A 22,299-nucleotide genomic window follows, 5' to 3' on the forward strand; every position below is an offset into this window, starting at 1 on the left:
CGTGGGGGTCCACAGAAACAAGCGCTTTCTGATGACGCTCACTGACACGCGCCGATACGGGATGGTTCAGGGGGCGTTGGCCATCGTGACGGTTGCGGGCGCTACCAATGCGCGGCGCGCAGGATGCGTCTTCGGGATCGCCATGCGGTCGGCGAAGGCGAGGCCTTCGCGACGCACGCGCGCCGCGGCCGCAGGATCGCCGGCGCGCTCGTACAGGTGCGCCAGCGTGGCGTACCACGCGATCAGGTCGTGCGGGAAGGCGCGCGGACGCGCGCTGATCTGCAGTGCCTGCCGGATCATCGAGATGGCGCGCGCATCCTCGCCTTGTCGCGCGTGCGCCAGGGCGCGCACGTACAGGGCGTTCGCCGACAGATAGGGCTCGTGTTGCGCATCGGCGCGCCGCTGCAGGTCGATCGCCTGTTCCCACAGGTCGCGATCGAGGCCGGCGACCAATTGCAGGCGGAGGACGCGGAGTTCGGCATCGAAGCGTTGCTCGTGCGTCGGTGGCAGCACCTTGTCCAGTTGGGCGCGCGCCTCATCGGCCAGGGCGCGCGCACCGGCGAGGTCGCCACGCAGCTCCTGGATGCGGGACAGCTTCGCCAGCGAGAATCCGATGCCGGGCGCGCGCTCGCGACCGATCGCATGCTCGATGGCGATGGCTTCTCGCAGCAGCGGCTCGGCTTGATCGAGGCGACCGAGCGCCAGGTAAACGCCACCAAGATTGTGCACGCGCGGTGCCACGTCCGCATTCGGGCCGCGGTAGATGCGGCGCGCGATGCTGACCGCTTCAAGGAGCGGCGGCTCGGCTTCTGCCATCTGCCCGGCCGACATCAACGCGATACCGTAGTTGCTGAGGCGTCGCGAGGTTTCGGGATGGTCGGTGCCGTACGCCGCGCGCGTCAACGCCAGCGCATGCCGTTGCCAACGAACGGCCTGGTCCGGCTGGTGCGCGCGGGTGTACGCGGTGCCCAACGCGCCGTAGCTGCGGACCAGGCGGGGGTCGCGCGGCGGCAAGCGCGCCTGCTGGATCGTGATGGCGGCCAGGTGGTCGGCGATGGCGGCCTGGTGCTCGTCCATTTCACTGCGCACGATGGCGCGGCGGTGATAGGTGAGGGCGGCCGCGAGCCCGTGCGGATCCACGCCGCGTTGTATGGCGAGGGCTTCGTTGAGGAGCGCCAGCGCGGCCGGGTAATCCTTCTCGCTGGAAGCAAGCTGCCCCTGCTGGCTCAATGCCATGCCGAGCGCGGCATGGTCGCGCGCAGGCAGGGTGCGCGCGGTGGCGACGGCGCGCGTCAGCAGCGGTCGCGCGTCGTCATAGCGTGACATCTCGTCGTAGATCCGCGCGATGACCACCAGCATCTCGACCTGCAATGCCGGCGAGGCCACCAGGTCGGTGCGCGCGCGCTCGGCGCCGCGTTCGAGCAGGGTGGCCGTATCCGGCAAGGTCGTGCGCGGACCCTTGGGGACTTCATTCTCGAACAACTGCACCAGCAGGTCCCGCACGGCATTCGCGCGCTGCGCTTCGTTGCGTGCGCGCCAAGCCTGCTCCTGTGCTTCGGCGGCCGCCGCGCGAGCGGTATGCGCCTGCCAGAGCGCCGTGGACAAACTGGCGAGCACGGCGACCATCAGCAGGGCCGCGACGGCGACGCCACCGCGATGGCGACGGGCGAACAGGCGCATGCGATGGAGCGGCGAAGGCGTCCGCGCGCGGACAGGCTCGTGGCGCAGGTGGTGTTCGAGATCCTCGGCCAGATCGCCCGCCGATGCGTAGCGAAGGGCGGGATCGGTGGCGGTGGCCTTCGACAGGATGGCGCCCAGGTCGCCTTTCAACGCGATGTCCGGGCGCACGCTGTCGCGGGGGCGCTCGCCGCTGAGCAACTCCTGCATCAACACGCCGAGCGCGTACACGTCCGTAGCCGTGGTGACCGCGGCGCCGATGTACTGCTCCGGTGCCGCATATCCTGGGGTCAGTCCGATCGCCGTCGCGCCCTCGCTATCGCCGGTGGCGTCGATCAGGCGCGCGACACCGAAATCCAGCAGCCGCGGCGCGCCATCGGTCGTGACCAGAATGTTGGAGGGCTTGAGGTCGCAATGGACGACCAGTTGCCGATGCGCAGCCTCAACGGCGCGGCAGACGTCGCACAGCAAGTGCAGTCTTGCAGTCTCGTCGAGTCCGCGCAGTTCCGCGTGGCGGGTGATCGGCAGGCCGTCCACGTGGTCCATGACCAGGTAGGGGATGCCTTCGTCGGTCACCCCGCCGTCGATCAACCGCGCGATGGCCGGATGCGTGAGCGCGGCCAACGTCTGTCGCTCGCGCCGGAACAGTTGCTGCTGCAGTTCGGAGTACGGCCCGCGGCGCAATAGCTTGACGGCGACGCGTTGCTGGAAATCCACGTCCTCGCGTTCGGCGAGGAACACGCTGGCCATGCCGCCCTGGCCCAATGGGCTGATCAGCCGGAATGCGCCGATGCGCTCGCCGATCCATGCGTGCGGCGGGCGCGTATCGTCGGCCTTCATGGCATCGATCACCGCGGCGACCGGGGTGTCCAGCAGCAGCGGCTCGGTGCGCGCGTGCGCGGCGAGCAGCGCTTCCAGATCGCGCCGGTCGGTCGGGTCGGGGCAGTGGCGGTCGATCCAGCCGCGCCGTGCCTCCAGGGGCAGGTCCACGACCGCATCGAACGATTGGCGCAGGGAAGGCATGGCGGGTCGTTAGGGAAAGGGTTTGCCATCAAGCGTTTTTCGGGGCCCGACCCTGACACGCGGGCGCGCTCACGCCGCCAATTGGGCTCCCAGGAATGCCCGCGCGTACTGCCAGTCGCGGTAGACGGTGCGCACGCTCAATTCGCAGAGCTCGGCGATGCGCTCCAGCGGCAGGCCGGCGAAGTAGTGCAGTTCCACCACTTCGGCGGCGCGCGCATCGTCCTGGGCGAGGCGACGCAGCGCCTGGTCCAGTTCCAGGGCGTGCTGCGGATCGATCGTCACCTGACCAGCGACGGTGTCGCGGTAGTCGGTGCGACGCAGGTCGCCGCCGTGCTTGATGCGGGCGCGCTCACGCGCACGGTCGACCAGCATGTGGCGCATGGCGCGCGCCGCATAGGCGTAGAACTGCCGGGTATGGATGAACTGCGGCTGCTGGTGGCTCATCTGCAGGTACAGCTCGTGCACCAGCGCCGTGGTGTCCAAGGTGGCGCTGTCGCGGGGAAACCGCTGCTTGTGCGCCAGCCGGCGCAGTTCTTCGTAAACCTCGCCGAACATGTCGTCCAGTGGGCGGGGGGAAGCGTCGTTCGGGGGCATGACGATCCGGGAAGAGCGGAAGGGGCGTCGCGTCGTCGCCTTGCGACGACCGGCAAAGGGAACCAACGCGCAAATCCTGGCGCAGGGGCCACCCCCGCCGGTGGCCGTTCGTCGGGTGCGCCCGGTTCAGCCCGCGATCGCGCGCACGGCGCGCAGGGCCTCGTCGACCTCGGCGGGCGTGTTCACCAGGCTCGGCGCCAACCGCGCGTAGCTGACTGCGTAGGGACTGGTGCTGGCGACGATGCGGCGTGCGAGCAACTGCTTCACGATGTCGGTGGGCGATACGCCGTCGATTTCGAACGCCACCAATCCAGCGGACAACGCGGCGGCGCGCGGCGTGTGCATCTTCACCTTCGGCAGACGGGCCAGGCCCTGCTTCAGTTGGTCGTTCATGGCGGTGATGCGCGCCGCCACGCGCGGACGCTGCATCTGCCGGTGCATGCGGAAAGCCGCGGCCATCGCCCACTGGTGCTCGAAGGCATGGAAGCCGCCGGGCATCATCCGCGCCGCGTTGGCGGGACCCGAGGGCGGACGCTCTTCTGCCCAGGCCTTGTAGCTTTCCAGTTCGGTGAAGTTGGGCACCAGCGGCTGCAGGCGCGCCCAGTTCTCCGCGTTCGCCCATACCAGGCCGGTGCCGCGCGGGGCGAACATCCACTTGTGCGTACCGGCGCAGAAATAGTCCGCGCCCATCGTGGCGACCGTGTCGTCGGCCGATCCAAGCCCGTGCACGCCATCGACCACGAGCAGCGGCGGTGAAGGCAGGCCGCGCAGCATCGCCGCGATCTCGCGGATCGGCAGGCGGATGCCGGTGCTGGAGTGCACCCAGGTGATGCCGACCACGCGCGTGGCCGGACGCACCGCGGCCTTCAGGTTGCCGACGATCTCATCGACGCTGGCCGTGGCGGAGGACGCGAACAGCGCGATCTTCCGCATCGATGCGTTCGCGCGTGCGGTCGCCAGGCGGATGGATTCATGGTGCGAATAATGGTCATGAACCGTCGTCAGCACCTCATCGCCGGCCTTCAGTGGCAGGCCGTGGTAGACCAGCGCGAGGCCTTCGGTCGTGCTCCGCGTCAGGCAGACCTCGGCTGCCTGCCCACCCAGGTAGTCCGCCGCCTCGGTGCAGACCTGCAAGGGCAGGTTGTGCGCGTCGTCCTCGAACATCGCCCGTTCGACCACCAGGAACGGGTTCGCATCCATCGCGCGGCGATAGCCCTCGAGCGCTTCGCGCACCGGCGTCGGGTGGCTGGCGATGAAGAACGAGGCGAAGTGCAGGTAGGCCGGATCCAGCGCGAACTGCGCGCGTACCGCCTCCCAATCGGAGAGGTCGGGTAGGGTGGGGGTCTGCGCCGCCACCGCGGCGAGCAGGGGGCCGGGCAGCAGGGCCGTGGCGGCGAGGGCGGCGGGCGCCGCGAGCAGGTGTCGGCGGGACAAGGCCATGGTGCACCGGAGCCGGTGGCGTCGCGGGATGCGACAAGGGTGCCAACGGGAGGGTGCATCGCCCACGGCCACCGTCTGGCGGTTGCTTGCGCTGCTGCGTGCAAGCGACGCTCCATGGACCAGCGCGCTGGATCGTGGATCGGCCGCTGCACGTTGCAGATGAAACATTCGCGCGCCTGGGAAAGGCGTGATATCACTACGCCCCGATGAACCCGACCCGCGCCCGCTTTTGGTTTTGGTATTACCGCGATCCCACGGCGGTGGCGAGGCTGCGTTCATTCTAGGTAGACACCAGAAGAATCCCCTTGAAGCCGCCAGCGAACCTGGCGGCTTTTTTATTGACCCCGGAGAAACCCCCATGGCCCCCCATACCGACGATCTGCGCATCAGGAAACTCGATGAGCTGGTCACGCCCGCCGCGATCATCGGCGAGCTGCCGTGCGACGACGCGGTGTCGCAGACAGTGTCCGAAGCGCGCGACGCATTGCACGGCATCTTGCACGGACACGACGATCGCCTGGTGGTGGTGATCGGCCCGTGTTCGATCCACGATCCCGCCTCGGCAATGGAGTATGCGACGCGCCTGAAGCCGTTGCGCGATACGCTGGCCGGCGAGCTGGAAATCGTCATGCGCGTCTATTTCGAGAAGCCGCGCACGACCGTGGGCTGGAAGGGCCTGATCAACGATCCCGCGCTGGACGGCAGTTTCGACATCAACCGCGGCCTGCGCGTGGCGCGCGGCCTGCTGCGCGACATCAATGCGCTGGGCCTGCCGGCCGGATGCGAATACCTCGACACGATCTCGCCGCAGTACATCAGCGACCTGGTGGCCTGGGGCGCGATCGGCGCGCGTACCACCGAGAGCCAGGTGCACCGCGAGATGGCCAGCGGCCTGTCCTGCCCGGTCGGTTTCAAGAACGGCACCGACGGCAACGTGAAGATCGCGGTGGACGCAGTGGGCGCGGCGTCGCATCCGCATCATTTCCTGGCGGTGACGAAGGAAGGGCGTTCGGCGATCGCGGCGACGGCCGGCAATCCGGATTGCCACGTCATCCTGCGCGGCGGCAAGGCGCCTAACTACGATGCGGCCAGCATCGAAGCGGCAAGCCAGGTGCTCGCGAAGGCCGGTCTGCCGGCGCGGCTGATGGTCGATGCCAGCCACGCCAACAGCGGCAAGAATCCCGACAACCAGCCCGCGGTGATCGACGACATCGCCTCGCAACTCGAGGGCGGCGAGCGGCGCATCGTCGGCGTGATGGTGGAAAGCCACCTCGTGGGCGGTCGGCAGGAACTGGTCGACGGCCAGCCGCTCCGCTACGGCCAAAGCATCACCGACGGTTGCCTCGGATGGGAGGCGTCGGTGCAGGTGTTGCAGCGGTTGGCCGAGGCGGTGCGCATCCGCCGACTCGCGAAGGCGGCATGAGCGCGGGCATCGAGGCGATGGCGAGGAAGTGACTTCCGGCAGGTCGGATCGATGACCGTTGGCAACTGACCCGGTGCGGGGCGCGGACGAGACTGGCACCACGTTCCCGCCACCGACCGGAGTCCGCCATGAATCGTTTCGCCCGCCGCGCTTTCTTCCTGTCCGCCCTGCTCGCCGCCACCGCCGGTGCGCAAGCCGCCGAACTGACCGTGGTGCTGCAGGACGTCCGCGCGCAGACGGGCCTGATCAAGGTCGCCCTGGTCGATTCGCAGGCCGGGTGGGATGGCAAGGCGGCGCCGGTGCAGGCCACGGGCGCGCCGCCCAGCGGCGATCAGGCCACGTTCGTGTTCAAGGATCTCAAGCCGGGCGCGTATGCCGTGCTGATCACCCACGACGAGAATGGCAACGGCCAACTCGACACCAACATGATGGGCATGCCGGTCGAGGGCTACGGCTTCAGCAACAACCCGCGGGTGATGCGCAAGCCGACGTGGGACGAGGCGCGCTTCGAGCTGGTCGGCGAAGCGACCCACATCGACGTGGCGCTGCGCTGAGACCGCCGCCATGGATCGCCGCCGCTTCCTGCGCAACCTGCTCTCCGGTGCCACCGCCCTGGCCATCGCGCCCGCGCTGCTGCGGGGCGAACACGCCTTCGCCGGCGATCCCGTCCGCTTCGCCGACGGTCTGCGCGAACACCCGTGGCTGGCCGGTTGGAAATCCGTCCAGTCCGAGACCCTCGGCCCGGCGACCGTGTCGCTCGAAGGCCGCCTGCCGGTCGGCTTCGCCGGCACGCTGTACCGCAACGGCCCGGCCTGGACCGAGCGCGCCGGCTTCCGTTACGAACACTGGTTCGACGGCGACGGCATGGTGCATGGCTGGCGCTTCAACGGCGACGGCACACTGACCCACCACGCGCGCATGGTGGCCACGCCGAAGTTCACCCGCGAGCAGAAGGCGGGGAAATTCCTTTATCCGGTGGCCGGCACGACGATCCCCGGCATGCAGGCCATCCGCAACAACGACGATGCGAACACCGCCAACACCTCGGTGACGATGATCAACGGCCGCCTGTTCGCGCTGTGCGAGGCCGGCTCGGCCTTCGAACTCGATCCCGACCAACTGACCACGCTGGGCCCGGTGACATGGCGGCCCGACCTGGCCGCGATCCCGTTCTCGGCGCATCCGCTGGTCGATCGCGACGGGTCGTCGTGGAATTTCGGTTCCATTTCGATGCTGGGCGGCAACGGCCTGATGGTCTGGCATATCGGTCGCGATGGCGCGCTGGCATCCGCCGATGTGCTGGAGACGCCGGTGCCCGGTTACCTGCACAGCTTCGCGATGACCGATCGCCATCTGGTGTTCGTGTTGATTCCGTTCCGTTACACGGAAGGCTCCGGTGCGTTCTTCGAACGGCTGCGCTTCCAGCAGGACCAAGCGCTGCGGATCGCGGTGGTCGACAAGGCGTCGCCGTCGGTCGCGCGCTGGTTCGAGGCCGACTTCGCCGCGATCTACCACTTCGGCGATGCCTTCGAGCGCGACGGCCGCATCGTGGTGCGCGCCGTGCAGCACCCCGACGTGGACGATGCGCGCTCGCCGATGAAGGCAGCGATGAGCGGGCAGGCGGAGGCGCACGGCGGCCAGGGGCCGGTGCGCGAGCTCATGCTGGACCTGCGCAGCGGCCGCGCGCGCTGGGAAGACACCGGCGTCGCCGGCATCGAATTCCCAGTGTTCGACGCGCGTACGCCCTCCAGCGGGCCCGCCCGCCTGTACGCGCCGGTGCACGCAAGTGCGTCGACGGCGCCGTACTTCAACGGCATCGGTGCGTTCGACATCGCGCGCGGACGCCGCCAAGTGCACGATTTCGGGCCGGACGTGCTCGTCGAAGAGCATCTGTTCGTGCCGCGCCCGGGCAGCCGGCGTCCGGACGAGGGCTGGCTGGTCGGCACGCTGCTGGACGGCAAGCGTGGCCGCAGCGGGATCGCGGTGTTCGATGCGCGACGCGTCGATGCCGGTCCGGTCGCGCAGGCGTGGCTGCCCTACACGGTGCCGTTGGGCTTCCACGGGCACTTCGCCGCGCGCTGACCTCGTGAGGCGCGCCTTGTGTGCGACGCGGGATGCGGCATCCTGTGCGGATGGAACGGACATCCTTTCGCACCGTCGTGCGGCGCAGGTGGTGGTGGCTCCCGGTCGCCCTGGCGGCGCTCTACGTGGCCTATGTGCTCGCCGCCGCGATCTTCCTCAATACCTCGCTGGGGCCGTCGGTCATCAATCGGCAGCCTGAGCGCTTCCAGATGCAGTGGGCGTCCGGCCGCAGTTGGTGGCCGGGGCGGGTGACGTTGACCGACGTGCGCCTGCAGGGCCAGGCACGGCGCGTGGCGTGGCAAGCGCAGGCTGCGCGCGTGCAGGGCAGGATCGCGCTGCAGCCGTTGCTGGAAAGGCGGCTGCATGTGCCGGAAGTCCGCGCGGACGATGTCGAAGGCGGCGTGCGCCGGATGGCCACGGCGTTGGTACCAACACCCGCACGCGCAGGCGGCTGGGAACTGCAATTCGATGCGATCGTCAGCGACAGCGTGCGGCGCGCCTTCTACGACGGGCTGGAGCTGACCGGGCAGGGGTCGGCGCGGGTCGGGTTCTACAAGCAGTTGCGCGGCGGACCGATGGAACTGCTGCCCTCCACCATGGATTTCAAGCAGGCGCGGCTGACCCACGACGGCGCCGAAGTGCTGCGCGAAACGACGCTGCATGCGGGGTTCGCGATCGACCGGCACCGGCGCGAGGACGCCGCCGGCATCGACAAGTTGCGCAAGACCCGGATCGATCTGGCCGTGGGCGGACGCACCGCAGGGCTCAACGTCGCGGTCAGTCCGCGTGGCGAGGTCTCACTGGCGCTCGCACCCGGCGAAGGCCGCGCGGACATCGACCTGGGCTTCGAGCGCGGCCAGCTGAAGCCGGGCGGGCGACTGCAATGGACGATGGCGGTGGCGGGCAACGACATTGCCGGTGCGGCGCGCCACGACATCCTCGGGATCGATCTTGCCGTCGACCAGGACATCGTCGTGAAAGCGACGGTGCCACCGCAGGCGGATGGACGCCTGGCGGTGGAGGCCGACCTGCGCCTGCGTGGGCGCGAGGTGCCGTTGCGTGATTTTGCCGGCGTGTTGCCGCGCGCGTCGGGCCATGTGGTCGGCGCGTGGCATTTCGATTCGCTGCGTTGGCTGTCGGACCTCTTCCCGCAGGCCCCTTGGTTGGCGCTCGACGGCGCCGGCGCCGTCAGTGCCGATGTGCAGGTGGTGGACGGACGCCTGGCCGCAGGCAGCCGCATCGTCGTGCCGGGCGTGGATGCGGTGGCGGACGTGATGGGCAACCGCATCCGAGGACGCGCCCGCGCCGACATCCGCCTGGAGGCGGGCGCGCAGGGCGAACTCGTGCCACGCCTGACGGCGGTGATGGAGCACTTCGACATCGCGTCGATGAAGGCGCCCACACACGCCTATGTGCGCGGGCGCAACCTGCGCCTGTGGCTCAACGCGGACGGGTCGGTGGCGCAACTGCGCGACACGCTCAAGGCGCGCGTCGCCTTCGACGGCGCGACGGTGCCCGACCTGCGCGTCTACAACCCGTTCCTGCCACGCCGGCACATGCGCTTCGATGGCGGTGCCGGCGTGTTGAGCGGCGATCTGTCGCTCGACGCGGCAGGCGACGTGGGCCACGGCACGCTACGGATCGCCGGTCGCGGCACGCGCATGTTCCTGGCCGGACTGCAGCTGCGTGGCGATGTCGACCTCGGTGTGCGTCTGCGCCGCGCCGACTTGAAGCGCCGCGCGTTCGTGGCCGATGGCAGCACGCTGCAGGTGCGCAATGTCAGTTTCACCGAGCCTGGGGGCGAGGCGCGTCGCGGCTGGTGGGCCCGCGCCCGCTTCGGCAGGGCCCGGCTGGATATCGACGCGCCACTGGACGCCGGCGGCCGGGCGGAGGTGACGATGAAGGATGTCGGCTTCCTGCTGGCGTTGTTCTCCCGGAAAAAGGAGTACCCCAGCTGGGTCTACAAGCTGCTCGACGCCGGCCAGGCTCAGGTGCAGGGACGCGTGCAGTGGCGGGACGACGTGCTGGTCCTGGACCGGCTGCAGGCCCGCAACGACCGCTACGAAGTGCTCGCCCGGCTGCGCTTGCAGGGTGGCCAGCGGCAGGGCGACCTGTACGCCAAGTGGCGGGTGCTGAGCCTCGGGGTGGAAATGCAGGGCACGGAGCGCACCTTCCACCCCGTTCGCGCACGGGCGTGGTACGACAGCCGTCCGAACTACCTGAAGTAGGCGGCGTTTCGTCGGCTTCGCGCGCCCGAACCGGGCGAGCCCTGTTCAGGTAAACGGAGTGAAGAACGTAATTTTGATTTCCAGCGGCGTCTAGTCAATTGGTCTGATATCGGTAACACCCTTTAAGGGCTTGGGTTTTGCTCGCATTCATATTCATGACATCACACCAAGAGGTACTGAACCCGCCGGTTCTGTTTTGCAGTGCAGCGTGCATGGTCTGTAACGGACCCTTCACGATGGCCCCGCATCCCGACGTGGGGGAGGGAGCAAGCCCGCAATTGGCCTAGCCTTTGCGGGCTTTTTTATTCCCGCTCCGCAGGAATAAAAACCAAGCTTTGCTGCGCAAACTTTGGGCCCCGAGCCGCGCCACCACACCCCACGGCTTCGCCGCGCGCCCTGACTCAGAGGGCTCTGCCCCAGTCGCTGTCCCGTGCTCGAAGGCGGGTGCCGGCCAGAGGCGACCGGCGAAGCGTTAGAATTGCCGCCATGGCCGACACCCCCGCACGCGTCATCCCCCTCGAAGTCGTCAGCTCCTCGTCCGCCCCCCTCGAGGCCGGCGCCAAGCAGCTCGGCGGCGACAAGATCGGGCGTTCGCCCGTCCAGTTCGCCGACGCGCCGGTGTTACGCAAGCCGTCCTGGATCCGTGTGCGCATCCCCTCGGACGGCTCGGTCGCCAAGCTCAAGGCCAAGCTGCGCGAAAACCGCCTGGTCACGGTGTGCGAAGAGGCCAGCTGCCCGAACATCCACGAATGCTTCGGCCATGGCACCGCCACCTTCATGATCCTCGGCGAGGTCTGCACGCGGCGCTGCTCGTTCTGCGACGTCGCCCACGGGCGTCCCAAGCCGCCGGATCCGTCCGAGCCGCTGAGCCTGGCCAACACCGTGGCCGACATGGGCCTGAAGTACGTCGTGGTGACCAGCGTCGACCGCGATGACCTGCGCGACGGCGGCGCCCAGCACTTCGTCGATTGCATCGCGGCCATCCGCGAGCATTCGCCGGCGACCCGCATCGAGATCCTGACCCCGGACTTCCGTGGCAAGGGCCGCATGGACCGCGCGCTGGAGATCCTGGCGGTCAACCCGCCGGACGTGTTCAACCACAACATCGAAACCGTGCCGGACCTGTACCCGAACGTCCGTCCGGGCGCCGATTACCAGTGGTCGCTGACCCTGCTGCAGCGCTTCAAACAGCAGCACCCGCACCTGCCGACCAAGAGCGGCATCATGCTGGGCCTCGGCGAGACCATGGAGCAGGTGCAGGGCACGCTGCGCGACCTGCGCGCGCACGACGTCGACATGGTCACCATCGGTCAGTACCTGCAGCCCACCGCGCACCACCATCCGGTGCTGCGCTACTGGACGCCCGAGGAGTTCAAGGCGCTGGAGGACTACGGCATGGCGCTGGGCTTCAGCCACGTGGCCTCCGGTCCGCTGGTCCGCTCCTCCTACCACGCCGACCAGCAGGCGGCGCAGGCCGCCCACACCGCCCGCCAAGCGGTCTGAACGTCTCCCTCCCGTGATGCCGGCCCGCCCGGGCCGGTGCCGTCGTGCGCGTCTTCGGGCACCGACACGGGCGCGGTTCACCTTTCCCTACGTCAGGGCCTTTAGGCTGCCGAAAGGCAGATGACAAGGCGCGCAACTTTGTGCACTGTCATCGTGTCGAACCCCCATCGTTCCAGCCTGACGGTCCCTCGGGACCACGAGTACCCATGAAACTGAAGAAAGCTCCCTTGCTGCTGCTGGCCCTGGCCCTGTCGACTCCGCTGGCGCTGCTCGCGCGCGGCGATGGCGATGCGGTCGCCGTGGCGCCCACGGCGGACCAGGCCAACACCTCCAAGCTCGTATACGGGCTGTTGTCGGACAGCCGCTACGCCTACCGGCCGAGGCCGCTGGACGATGCGCTCTCGCAGGACGTGTTCAAGCGGTATCTCGAAGCGCTCGATGGCGGCAAGCAGTTCTTCACCGCGGCCGACGTCGCGCGCTTTGGGCCGTACAAGACGAAGATGGACGATGCGATCCGCAGCGGCGACCTCGCGCCCGCATACGAGATCTTCACCGTCTACAAGCAGCGCGTGGGTCAGCGCGTGACCTATGCGCGCGCGCTGCTCAAGCAGGATTTCGACTTCACCGGCAGCCAGCGCTGGGACTACGACCGCGAAGACGCGCCGTGGCCGGCCGACGGCAAGGAGCTGGATGCTATCTGGAAGAAGTCGGTGATGAACGACTGGCTGCGCCTGAAGCTGGCCGGCAAGAAGCCCGATGACATCCGCAAGACGCTGGACAAGCGCTACGCCAACCTCCAGCGCAGCATCAACGAACTCAAGACCGAGGATGTCTTCCAGACCTTCCTCAACGCTTACACGAGCGCGATCGACCCACACACCGATTACTTCACCCCGCGCACCGCCGAGAATTTCAACCAGTCGATGTCGCTGTCGCTGGAAGGCATCGGTGCGGTACTGCAGCGCCAGGATGACCTGGTCGCGATCCGCGAGATCGTGCCCGGCGGCCCGGCCGACCTGAGCGGCAAGCTGACCGTCGGCGATCGCATCGTCGCAGTGGGCCAGGGCAAGTCGGGCGTGATGACCGACGTGATCGGTTGGCGCATCGACGATGTCGTCGCGCAGATCCGCGGCAAGAAAGACACCCAGGTGCGCATCGAGTACATCCCGGTGGAAGCCGGCATCGATGGCAAGCACCAGACGGTGACGATCACCCGGCAAAAGGTGAAGCTGGAGGAGCAGGCCGCAAAGGCCGAGACCATCACGCTGCCGGCCGATGCCAGCGGCCCTGCGCGCCGCATCGGTGTCATCAAGCTGCCGGCGTTCTACCAGGATTTCGAAGGCCGTCGCCGCAACCCGAACGATTTCAACTCGGCGACCCGCGACATCGCCAAGCTGCTTGCGCAGTTCAAGGCGCAGGGCGTGGACGGCGTGGTGATGGACCTGCGCAACAACGGTGGCGGTTCGCTGGACGAGGCGGTGGAACTCACCGGTCTCTTCATCGACAAGGGCCCGGTCGTGCAGGTGCGCGAATCCGGCGGTCGCGTGACCGTCAACAGCGACCGCAAGACCGGCGTGTCGTGGGACGGCCCGCTGGCGGTGCTGATCAACCGTGCGTCGGCTTCGGCGTCGGAGATTTTCGCCGGCGCGATCCAGGACTACGGTCGTGGATTGGTGATCGGTGAGACCAGCTTTGGCAAGGGCACCGTGCAGAACATGGTGGACCTGGACCGCTGGCCGGCGAACGAAGCCCCGCGCTTCGGCTCGGTGAAGCTGACCATCGCGCAGTTCTTCCGCGTGGCCGGCGGCAGCACGCAGCACAAGGGCGTGGTGCCGGACATCGCGTTCCCGGTGAGCGTGGATGCCAGCGAGTACGGCGAGAGCACCTACGACAACGCGCTGCCGTGGACCCGCATCGCCGCGCTGCCGCACACCACCTACGGCAACTTCGCGCCGCTGTTGCCGCGCCTGCAGGCGCTGCACGCCGCGCGTTCGGCGAAGGACAAGGAATTCCAGTGGTGGTCGGAAGACGTCGCCCAGTTCCGTGCCGAGGCGGCGAAGAAGTACGTCTCACTCAATGAAACGGAGCGCCGTGCCGAACGCGATCGCCAGGATGCGCAGCGCAAGCAGCGCCAGGCCGAACGCAAGTCGCTGGGCCTGGCGCTCGATCCGCTGGCCGACGACTTGGCCGATGACGGCTTGGGCGCGTCCGAGCGCGACATCGTTCGGGACGCGCAGCGCGAGAAGCTGGCGGACAAGCGCCCGGATCCGCTGTTGCGTGAATCGGCCGCGATCCTCGGCGATGCGATCGAGATCCTGGGCCAGGACCGCAAGCTGTCCGCGCAGGTGCTGCCGGATTCGCCGGGCCCCGGCCGCTGGGCCGAATGACGGCCTGCGCGGGGTGCCCGGCACCCCGCGCAAGATCCGGATAGCGCGCCCGCTGCGCCCGGCCTAGTCTGGGCGCATGGACACCATGACGCGCCGCTCGCCCGCTTCCCACGTTCCTTCGCCCGACCCGCTCGAGGTCGCGCGCCGCTTGCTCGACGTTGGCGAGCCTTCGCTGTCCGACCTCGCCACGCGCACCGGCCTCAGCGCTTCGCATCTGCAGCGCCGCTTCCGCGCGCGATACGGCCTCAGCCCCGCGGAGTACCTCGCGCGCCGGAAGCTCGGCACGCTCAAGTCGGCGTTGCGCGACGGGCATGACGTCACCACCGCGCTGTACGACGCTGGCTACGGCTCGCCTTCCCGCGTTTACGAAAGCGGCGCCGCCCGCCTGGGCATGACCCCGGCGACCTATCGCGCCGGCGGGCGCGGCGTGGCGATCCGTTGGACGCTGGTCGACACCGTGCTCGGGCGCGCGTTGGTCGCCGCCACCGAGCGCGGCATCTGTGCGATCGAACTGGGCGACGATGACGCGGCGCTGGAGCAGCGACTGCGCGAGGAGTTCCCGCAGGCGCAGCTCGAACGCGTGGAAGCCGGCCGCGATGATTTCCTCGCGCCGCGCCTGCAGGCCGTGGCCGAGCGCCTGGCCGGACACGAGGCGGAAGTGCCGGTGGACCTGCTGGGCACCGGCTTCCAGCAGCGTGTGTGGGATGCGTTGATGAAGGTGCCCGAGGGCGAGACGGTGAGCTACGCCGGGCTCGCGCGCCAGCTGGGCGCACCACGCGCCGCGCGTGCCGTGGCCAGCGCCTGCGCGCACAATCGCATCGCGGTCGTGGTGCCGTGCCACCGCGTGATCCGCGGCGACGGCTCCTTGGGTGGCTATCGCTGGGGCCTGCCGCGCAAGCAACACCTGCTCGCACGCGAACAGGGCTGATCCTGTCCGCGACCGGCTTGAGCGGAATTCAAGCCATGCCGGAAACGTTTCAAGCGATACGGGCGCCGTGCGATGCGCGATGCATGCAGCGCTGGCCTAGAATGCGCATACGTCGCTCTCCCCCGATGCCCATGACCTCTTCCGTTTCCGCCGCCGCGCCTGCGCGTGGCGGCCTCGCCGTCGCTGCCGCCCTGGCCATCGTCTATGTGGTCTGGGGTTCCACCTACCTCGGCATCCGCTTCGCGCTCGAAGGCGGGTTCCCGCCGCTGCTGATGGTGTCGGGCAGCCGTTTCGTCGCGGCCGGCTTCGTGCTGTTCCTGTTCCTGCGCTGGCGCGGTGTTGCCGCGCCGACCCGCGCGCAGTGGAAGAACCTGCTGGTGATGGGCGCGCTGTTGCTGCTGATGGGCAACGGCATGGTGGTGCTGGCCGAGCAGACCGTGTCGTCCGGCCTGGCCGCGGTCGCAGTCGCATCGATGCCGTTGTGGATGGGGCTGTTCGGCGCGATGCGCGGACAGCATCCGACGCGTGGCGAATGGCTGGGCATCATCGTCGGCTTCGCGGGTGTGGTCTGGCTCAACGCAGGCAGCTCGCTGACCGGCTCGCCCGTCGGGCTGGTGCTGTTGTTGATCGCGCCGATCGCCTGGGCCTACGGCTCGGTGTGGTCGCGCGGGCGCGACCTGCCGTCGCCGTTCATGACGGCCGCCGCGCAGATGCTGGCGGCGGGCGTGATGTTGGTCGCGGCGGGCCTGCTGCACGGCGAGCGCTTCAACGTCGCGGACTGGACGGTGAACGGCGCGCTGGCGGTCGCCTACCTGGCGGTGTTCGGTTCGATCATCGCGTTCACCGCCTACGTGTGGTTGCTGCACCATGCGCGCCCCGTGCTGGTCGGCAGCTACGCCTACGTCAATCCGGTCATCGCCGTGGCGCTCGGTGCCTTCATCGCCGGCGAGACCTTCACCGCGCATGACCTCGGTGCGATGGCGGTGATCCTGTGCGGCGTGGTGGTGATCACCCTGGCGCGCGCGCGGCAATCGAAATGACCCCGCAACCGCTCGACCGCAAAGGGCTGGCGATCACCGTCGGCACCTTCCTGATCTGGGGTGTGGTGCCGCTGTACTGGCATCTGCTCAAGGTAGTGCCGTCCTTCCAGATCATCGCCCACCGCATCGTGTGGAGCGCGGTGTTGGTGTTCGGCTGGCTGCTGCTGAAGAACGGCCTCGGCTGGTGGCGGCAGATCCGCGCGCAACCGCGCGCCGTGCCGCTGCTCGGCGTCAGCAGCCTGCTGATCGCGTTCAACTGGGGCCTGTACATCTGGGCGGTGAATGCGGGCCATGTGGTGGAAACCAGCCTGGGCTACTTCATCAACCCGCTCATCAACGTGGTGCTGGGCGTGCTGGTGCTGCGCGAGCGGCTGTCGCCGGCGCAGTGGATCGCGGTGGCGTTCGCGCTGGCGGGCGTGGCGTGGCTGACGCTGCAAGCCGGCTCGCCGCCGTGGATCGCGCTGGGCCTGGCGTTCTCGTTCGGCCTGTATGGCTTGGTGCGCAAGCTGGTGGCGGTGGATGCCGTCGCGGGTCTGGGCGTGGAAAGCCTGTACCTGTTCCTGCCGGCACTCGCGTACGTCGTCTGGGGCGAGTTCGGCCACGGCGGCGGTTTCATCGACGGCTTCGGGTGGAAGACCGATCTCCTGCTCATCCTCGGCGGTGTGGTCACCGCTGTGCCGCTGATCGGCTTCGCTTACGGCGTGCGCCGCATTCCGTTGTCGGTGGTAGGGCTGCTGCAGTACATCGCGCCCAGCCTGCAGTTGCTGATCGGCGTACTGGTGTTCAAGGAAGCCTTCGATGCCACGCGCGCGGTCGGCTTCGCCGCAATCTGGGCGGGCCTGGTGATCTTCGCCAGCGACGGCCTGTGGCGTGCGCGACGCCGCGACGCGCTGGTCGCGGCCCCGTCGAGCAAATAGCGGCGCTCAGTGCGCCGCGCCACCTGCGGCGGCGGCGCCGGGTGCGGGGCAGGGTCCGCCGGCATCCACCCACGTCTTGAAGGCGGCGACGAACTGGTCGTGCGGCACCGGCACCGGTGCGCGTTCGCCACCGGGATTCCAGCCCCACAGCACCAACTTGTCTTCGGCGACGTGCTTGAGCAGCGCGTCGAAGTCACGGCCGCCGTTGCGGTCCTTGTCCTGGATCATCGCGCACAGCTGGTCGGCGGGCAGGCCGATCCACGCCATCTTGTGGTCGGGTGGCGGCAGCTGCCAGTGCGGTGCGCCCGGCGGCGCATGCGGGCCGTAGCTCGCCGGCGAGTTCTGCTCGCTGTGGCAGGTCGCGCAGGGAAGCCCCGCCGCGCCCTTGCCGTCGGGACCACGCACGACGTTCATCGCATGCGGTGTCTGCGCGTCGAACTGCAACGGCGCATCGCCCGGGATGTGGCAGTTGCTGCAGCGCGGATGCTGGAACACCTTCTCCACCGTCGCGAACGCGGTCAGCGCCTGGGCTTTCTGCTCCTCGCTGACGCGCGGCTTGCACGCCACCAGCAGGAGCACGGTCAAGGACATCATCAGGATGCGCATGGCGGGCCTCAGGCAGCGGGAGTGGTGGACGCGGGCGTCGGCAGACGCAGCGGCAGTTCGCGCAGTCGCTGGCCGGTGAGGGCGAACACGGCGTTGGCGACGGCGGGTGCGATCGGCGGCGTGCCGGGTTCGCCCACGCCCCCCATCTTCTCGGTGCTCGGCACGATGTGGACCTCCACCTTCGGCATCTCGTTCATCCGGAGCACCTGGTAGTCGTGGAAGTTGGATTCCTGCACCTGGCCTTCGCGGAGCGTGAGCGCCGAATGCAGCGCCGCGCCCAGGCCGAACGCGATGCCGGATTCCATCTGCGCCTGTACGCCCGCGGGATTGACGGCCACGCCGCAGTCGATCGCGCACACCACGCGGTGCACGCGGATCTTTCCGTCTTCGATCGACACTTCCGCGGCCTGCGCCACGTAACTGCCGAACGATTCGTGCACGGCGATACCGCGGCCGCGACCCTGCGCCGGTGGCGTATTCCAGCCGAACTTCTCCGCGGCCAGGTTCAGCGCCGCGAGGTGGCGGGGATGGTCCTTCAGCAGCTTGCGCCGGTATTCCACCGGATCCTGGCCCGCGGCATGCGCGAGTTCGTCGACGAAGCTTTCCATGACGAAGCCGTTGACGCTGTGGCCGACCGACCGCCACCACAGCACCGGGATGCCGGTGACCGGTGAGTGCAGGTCGACACGATGCGCCGGCGTGCCGAGCACGTAGGCCGAATCGGCCACGCCCTCCACCGAGGTCGCATCGATGCCGTTCTTGACCATCATCGCTTCCATGAAGGTCCCAGCCATGATCGACTGGCCGACCATCACGTGGTGCCAGGCCACCGGGTTGCCGTCTTTGTCCAGGCCGGCCTTGATCTTCTCGACGAACGCCGAGCGGTAGTAGCCGCCACGCGTGTCGTCTTCGCGCGTCCACACCGTCTTGACCGGCGCCTTCGCCGCCTTGGCGACTTCGACCGCTTCGGACACCACGTCCGCCGTCGGCGTGGCGCGGCGGCCGAAACCACCGCCCAGGAACGGCGTATGGATGCGGATCTTCTCCGGTGGCATGCCGAGGATGCGCGCGGCGCTGTTCTGGTCCAACGTCGGGAACTGCGTGCCGCACCAGATGTCGCACTCGCCGTCGCCGATCTTCACCGTGCAGTTCAGCGGCTCCATCGCGGCATGCGCGAGGTAGGGGACGGCGTACTCGGCCTCCAGCGTCTTGGCGGCCTTGGCCAGCGCGCTGCCGACGTCGCCGGCGCGTGCGGCGACGGCGCCGTCCGTGCGCGCAAGCTGGGAGAACTGCTCGCGCAACGCGGTGCTGTCGAGCTTCGCGTTCGCATCGCCTTCCCAGACCACCTGCAACGCGTCGCGGCCGAGCTTGGCGGCCCAGTAGTGGTCCGCGATCACCGCCACGCCGCTGGGCACCTGCACCACGTTGCGCACGCCGGCCACGGCGCGCGCCTTGGTGGCGTCGAACGATTTCACCTTGCCGCCGAATACCGGCGAACGCAGCACGACCGCGGTGAGCAGGCCTTCGAACTGCACGTCCATGCCGAACTTGGCCTTGCCGGTGATCTTCTCCGGCGTATCCAGCCGTTTGGTCGGCTTGCCGATCAGCTTCCAGTCCTTCGGGTCGCGCAGCTTCAACGCATCGAGTGCGGGCGGGGTCTGCTTGCCGGCGTCGTTGGCGAGTTCGCCATAGCGCAGCCGCGTAGTGCCGGATATCACCGCGCCGTTCTCGGTGCGCAGCTCATCGACGGGAACATTCAGTCGCGCGGCCGCCGCCTGCAGCAGCATCGCCCGCGCGGTGGCGCCGGCCTGCCGGTAGCGGTCGAACTCGGACCAGGTGGTCGTCGAGCCGCCGGTGCCCTGCATGCCGAATACCGGGCTCGTATAGGCCTTGTCGGCCGCACCGTGCTCGACGCGGATCTTCGACCAGTCCGCATCCAGTTCTTCGGCGATCAGCATCGGCAGCGTGGTCCAGATGCCCTGGCCCATTTCGGCATGCGCGAGCTGCACGGTGATGGTGTCGTCGGCCGCGATGCTGAGGAACGCATTCGGTACGAACGTGGTGGGCGCGGTCGCCGCGGCCTCCTGGGCCATGGCGAAGCGGCGCGCGCCGGGCACGAGGAAGCCGATCACCAGGCCGCCGCCGCCGAGTGCGGTGGCGCGCAGGAAGTCGCGGCGCGAGGAAGAGGTTTCGAGGTTCACGGAACAGCCTCCGTCGAACGAGGGGGAAGGCGGCGACCTGCGTCGCCGCACCGGATCACGCCTTGCCGATGTCGGCGGCGCGATGCACGGCGGCGCGGATGCGCTGGTACGTGCCGCAGCGGCACAGATTGCCGGACAGCGCCTGGTCGATGTCGGTGTCGGTCGGCGCAGGCACCTTCGCCAGCAACGCCGCGGCCGACATGATCTGGCCGGACTGGCAGTAACCGCACTGGACGACGTCCAGGTCGGCCCAGGCCTTTTGCACCGGATGCGAGCCGTCGGCCGAGAGGCCTTCGATGGTGGTGATCTTCTTGCCGGCGACGGCCGATGCAGGCGTGACGCAGGCGCGCAAGGGTGCGCCGTCGACATGCACCGTGCAGGCACCGCATTGCGCGATGCCGCAGCCGAACTTGGTGCCGGTCAGGCCCATCAGGTCGCGCAGGACCCAGAGCAGCGGCATGTCATCCGGCGCGTCGACTTCGCGCTCGGCTCCGTTGACGTTCAACTTCATGGCGTCTCCTGGCGGCGGCGTGGGACCGGACGACGATACTCCGCGCCTCCGTTGCATGCCAGTGAACGCGCGGGCCGATGCTTGCACGATCCTGCGGCATCGTTGCCCGATGCCCCGACCGGCGCGCCGGGCGTTGCCTTCGCCCCGCAGCTTGCGCCATCGTGGTGCCATGACGGCCTTCCGCTCCCCGCTCGACGCCTCCGCGCATGCCAGCGACGCCGCCGACGGCCGCGTGCTGGCCGTGGTGATGGCGACCGAAGGCTCCACTTATGTGCGGGCGGGTGCATTGGCCGTGTTCGGACCGGGCGATGCGCAGCTGGGCTGGCTCAGCGGTGGATGCCTGGAACCGGAGATCGCGCGTCGTGCGCGGCACGTGGCCGAAGCCGGTGCGCTGGATGCGATGGAGATCGATACGCGCGACGACGAAGACCTGTTCGCCGGTTCCGCCATCGGCTGCCGTGGGCGGCTGAGGCTTGCGTTGTTGCCGCTGGACCGCATGCCGGGGTGGGCGCCCGTCGTGCGGACGTGGTGGAACGGGCAGGGTACGTTGACCCTGCAGGTGACGGCGGAAGGAAACGTGCACGCCGACGCGGGCGACACGAGCCACCAATGGTCGATGCAGCGCCTGGCAACGGAAGGCGTGGATGCGGCGGGCACGGTGCGGATCGCGCCGCCGCCGCGCGTGGCGATCTTCGGCGCGGGCCCGGAAACGCAGCGGCTGATCGACGCGCTGCGTCCGCTCGGCTGGCACGTCACCGTGGTCGAGCGACGCGCGCGCTGGATTCCCGATACCGATATCGCCGACGCGTGGCTGATGCAGCCGCCGGCCGATGCGTTGCAAAGCACGAAACCCGCACCCGATGCCGCGTTGGTGATGCACCACCATTTCGAGCACGACCGTGAAGCGCTGGAGGCACTGGCGCATACCGACATTCCCTTCATCGGCCTGCTTGGCCCAGTGCGGCGACGCGAGGATCTGCTGCGCGTGTTGCCGGCTTCGCTGCATGCCACGTTGTTGTCCCGCCTGCGTTCGCCGATCGGCTTGAAGCTGGGCGGCCACGGCCCCGAAGCCATCGCGCTGAGCATCGCCGCGCAGTTGCAGGCGTGGCACCACGGCGAGGCGTCGTGACGTCGCCGTTGGTCGCGGTGGTGCTGGCGGCAGGCGGCAGCACGCGGTTGGGCCGGCCGAAGCAACTGCTGACGCGCGACGGCGAGACGCTGGTGCATCGCGCGGCGCGGCTGGCGTTGGCATCCGGTGCTTCGCGCGTGCTGGTGATCGTCGGTGCATACGCAGGCGACGTCGTTGCCGCGGTGCGCGACCTGCCGGTGGAATGCGTGGTCAACGCAAAATGGAGTGAGGGCCTGGCAGGAAGCGTACGCATCGCGGTCGATGCGCTTGCCCCCCATGATCACGCGACGCTGCTGCTCACCTGCGATCAGCCGGCGCTGGATGTCGCATACCTTCACGCGCTGCAGGAGGCCTCTCGTCGAGCGCCGTCGGGTTCTGCCGCGACACGTTTCGGCGACCGCGTGGGCGTGCCCGCGGTCGTGGCGCCGACGATGCTGCACGCCGCACTGGCCGTGCAGGGAGACCGCGGCCTGCGCGATGCACTGAATGCCGCGGGTGCCGACGTCATCGCCTGCGATGCACCGGATCTCGGGGTCGATATCGATACGCCGGAGGATCTCGCGGCGGCGGTGGCGCGGGGGTGGCTCGATCCGCTGGCGTGACGAGGGTG

At 68.9% G+C, this 22,299-nt stretch carries 17 protein-coding genes; 11 read left to right on the plus strand and 6 right to left on the minus strand.

The window, feature by feature from the left end; translation table 11 throughout:
• Positions 1-66: 66 nt before the first annotated feature.
• From BM365_RS12915 to BM365_RS12925, 3 genes are all read right to left on the minus strand, one after another.
• Positions 67-2,700, minus strand: a complete 2,634-nt coding sequence (locus BM365_RS12915; protein WP_093489955.1) for a serine/threonine-protein kinase — start codon at positions 2,698-2,700, stop codon at positions 67-69.
• Positions 2,701-2,769: 69 nt separating this feature from the next.
• Positions 2,770-3,294: an ECF-type sigma factor gene (locus tag BM365_RS12920; protein WP_093489956.1), complete on the minus strand. Its 525-nt coding sequence runs from the start codon at positions 3,292-3,294 to the stop codon at positions 2,770-2,772.
• A 126-nt stretch (positions 3,295-3,420) separates the two neighbouring features.
• A complete protein-coding gene (locus BM365_RS12925) occupies positions 3,421-4,734 on the minus strand; it encodes an aminotransferase class V-fold PLP-dependent enzyme (protein ID WP_175502092.1) in 1,314 nt (437 codons plus the stop codon).
• Between the two features lie 358 nt (positions 4,735-5,092).
• On the opposite strand from BM365_RS12925, the gene BM365_RS12930 reads away from it, so the two are divergent.
• The 9 genes from BM365_RS12930 to rarD all read left to right on the plus strand — a co-directional run bounded on the left by BM365_RS12930 (position 5,093) and on the right by rarD (position 17,242).
• Complete coding sequence (locus BM365_RS12930; protein ID WP_093489957.1) at positions 5,093-6,157, plus strand: 3-deoxy-7-phosphoheptulonate synthase; 1,065 nt, start codon at positions 5,093-5,095, stop codon at positions 6,155-6,157.
• 128 nt (positions 6,158-6,285) lie between these two features.
• Complete coding sequence (locus tag BM365_RS12935) at positions 6,286-6,711, plus strand: DUF2141 domain-containing protein (RefSeq protein ID WP_093489958.1); 426 nt, start codon at positions 6,286-6,288, stop codon at positions 6,709-6,711.
• Positions 6,712-6,721: 10 nt separating this feature from the next.
• Positions 6,722-8,239, plus strand: coding sequence for a carotenoid oxygenase family protein (locus BM365_RS12940; protein WP_093489959.1), 1,518 nt, complete (start codon positions 6,722-6,724; stop codon positions 8,237-8,239).
• 50 nt (positions 8,240-8,289) lie between these two features.
• Positions 8,290-10,467, plus strand: coding sequence for a translocation/assembly module TamB domain-containing protein (locus BM365_RS12945; protein ID WP_093489960.1), 2,178 nt, complete (start codon positions 8,290-8,292; stop codon positions 10,465-10,467).
• A 486-nt stretch (positions 10,468-10,953) separates the two neighbouring features.
• Positions 10,954-11,970 carry a lipoyl synthase gene (gene lipA, locus BM365_RS12950; protein ID WP_093489961.1) on the plus strand — a complete coding sequence of 339 codons (1,017 nt, stop codon included), beginning with the start codon at positions 10,954-10,956 and terminating at the stop codon, positions 11,968-11,970.
• 206 nt (positions 11,971-12,176) lie between these two features.
• On the plus strand, positions 12,177-14,357 hold the full coding sequence (locus BM365_RS12955; RefSeq protein WP_093489962.1) for a carboxy terminal-processing peptidase: 2,181 nt from the start codon (positions 12,177-12,179) through the stop codon (positions 14,355-14,357).
• A gap of 85 nt (positions 14,358-14,442) precedes the next feature.
• Positions 14,443-15,285 (plus strand): methylated-DNA--[protein]-cysteine S-methyltransferase, encoded by an 843-nt coding sequence (locus BM365_RS12960; RefSeq protein ID WP_093490783.1) that lies wholly within the window; start codon positions 14,443-14,445, stop codon positions 15,283-15,285.
• A 131-nt stretch (positions 15,286-15,416) separates the two neighbouring features.
• Positions 15,417-16,325: a drug/metabolite exporter YedA gene (yedA, locus tag BM365_RS12965; RefSeq protein ID WP_093489963.1), complete on the plus strand. Its 909-nt coding sequence runs from the start codon at positions 15,417-15,419 to the stop codon at positions 16,323-16,325.
• Positions 16,322-17,242 (plus strand): EamA family transporter RarD, encoded by a 921-nt coding sequence (gene rarD / locus BM365_RS12970; protein ID WP_093489964.1) that lies wholly within the window; start codon positions 16,322-16,324, stop codon positions 17,240-17,242. The genes yedA and rarD overlap by 4 nt, the downstream gene beginning before the upstream one ends.
• Before the next feature lie 6 nt (positions 17,243-17,248).
• Here rarD and BM365_RS12975 read toward each other — a convergent pair whose 3' ends face one another.
• Genes BM365_RS12975 through BM365_RS12985 form a run of 3 tightly spaced genes read right to left on the minus strand, consistent with a single transcriptional unit; the run spans position 17,249 to position 20,560 of the window.
• The gene (locus tag BM365_RS12975; RefSeq protein ID WP_093489965.1) at positions 17,249-17,848 is read right to left on the minus strand and encodes a hypothetical protein; all 600 of its coding nucleotides are present in this window, start codon (positions 17,846-17,848) and stop codon (positions 17,249-17,251) included.
• Positions 17,849-17,856: 8 nt separating this feature from the next.
• On the minus strand, positions 17,857-20,049 hold the full coding sequence (locus BM365_RS12980) for a xanthine dehydrogenase family protein molybdopterin-binding subunit (protein WP_093489966.1): 2,193 nt from the start codon (positions 20,047-20,049) through the stop codon (positions 17,857-17,859).
• 55 nt (positions 20,050-20,104) lie between these two features.
• Positions 20,105-20,560 carry a (2Fe-2S)-binding protein gene (locus tag BM365_RS12985; protein ID WP_093489967.1) on the minus strand — a complete coding sequence of 152 codons (456 nt, stop codon included), beginning with the start codon at positions 20,558-20,560 and terminating at the stop codon, positions 20,105-20,107.
• 169 nt (positions 20,561-20,729) lie between these two features.
• Here BM365_RS12985 and BM365_RS12990 point away from each other — a divergent pair, with 169 nt between their 5' ends.
• Positions 20,730-21,689 (plus strand): XdhC family protein, encoded by a 960-nt coding sequence (locus BM365_RS12990; protein ID WP_093489968.1) that lies wholly within the window; start codon positions 20,730-20,732, stop codon positions 21,687-21,689.
• Positions 21,686-22,291, plus strand: a complete 606-nt coding sequence (locus BM365_RS12995; protein ID WP_233210811.1) for a nucleotidyltransferase family protein — start codon at positions 21,686-21,688, stop codon at positions 22,289-22,291. Before BM365_RS12990 ends, BM365_RS12995 begins: the two co-directional genes overlap by 4 nt.
• Positions 22,292-22,299: the final 8 nt, after the last annotated feature.

Source organism: Pseudoxanthomonas sp. YR558 (assembly GCF_900116385.1).
In the GTDB taxonomy this organism is placed as follows: Bacteria; Pseudomonadota; Gammaproteobacteria; order Xanthomonadales; family Xanthomonadaceae; genus Pseudoxanthomonas_A.

Bases quoted from the DNA above. Each gene is read 5' to 3' on its own strand.
- lipA (WP_093489961.1), top strand. From the start codon at position 10,954: ATGGCCGACACCCCCGCACGCGTCATCCCCCTCGAAGTCGTCAGCTCC.
- BM365_RS12985 (WP_093489967.1), bottom strand. From the start codon at position 20,560: ATGAAGTTGAACGTCAACGGAGCCGAGCGCGAAGTCGACGCGCCGGAT.
- rarD (WP_093489964.1), top strand. From the start codon at position 16,322: ATGACCCCGCAACCGCTCGACCGCAAAGGGCTGGCGATCACCGTCGGC.
- BM365_RS12940 (WP_093489959.1), top strand. From the start codon at position 6,722: ATGGATCGCCGCCGCTTCCTGCGCAACCTGCTCTCCGGTGCCACCGCC.
- BM365_RS12935 (WP_093489958.1), top strand. From the start codon at position 6,286: ATGAATCGTTTCGCCCGCCGCGCTTTCTTCCTGTCCGCCCTGCTCGCC.
- BM365_RS12925 (WP_175502092.1), bottom strand. From the start codon at position 4,734: ATGGCCTTGTCCCGCCGACACCTGCTCGCGGCGCCCGCCGCCCTCGCC.
- BM365_RS12960 (WP_093490783.1), top strand. From the start codon at position 14,443: ATGACGCGCCGCTCGCCCGCTTCCCACGTTCCTTCGCCCGACCCGCTC.
- BM365_RS12990 (WP_093489968.1), top strand. From the start codon at position 20,730: ATGACGGCCTTCCGCTCCCCGCTCGACGCCTCCGCGCATGCCAGCGAC.
- BM365_RS12930 (WP_093489957.1), top strand. From the start codon at position 5,093: ATGGCCCCCCATACCGACGATCTGCGCATCAGGAAACTCGATGAGCTG.
- BM365_RS12955 (WP_093489962.1), top strand. From the start codon at position 12,177: ATGAAACTGAAGAAAGCTCCCTTGCTGCTGCTGGCCCTGGCCCTGTCG.
- BM365_RS12975 (WP_093489965.1), bottom strand. From the start codon at position 17,848: ATGCGCATCCTGATGATGTCCTTGACCGTGCTCCTGCTGGTGGCGTGC.
- BM365_RS12915 (WP_093489955.1), bottom strand. From the start codon at position 2,700: ATGCCTTCCCTGCGCCAATCGTTCGATGCGGTCGTGGACCTGCCCCTG.
- BM365_RS12945 (WP_093489960.1), top strand. From the start codon at position 8,290: ATGGAACGGACATCCTTTCGCACCGTCGTGCGGCGCAGGTGGTGGTGG.
- yedA (WP_093489963.1), top strand. From the start codon at position 15,417: ATGACCTCTTCCGTTTCCGCCGCCGCGCCTGCGCGTGGCGGCCTCGCC.
- BM365_RS12920 (WP_093489956.1), bottom strand. From the start codon at position 3,294: ATGCCCCCGAACGACGCTTCCCCCCGCCCACTGGACGACATGTTCGGC.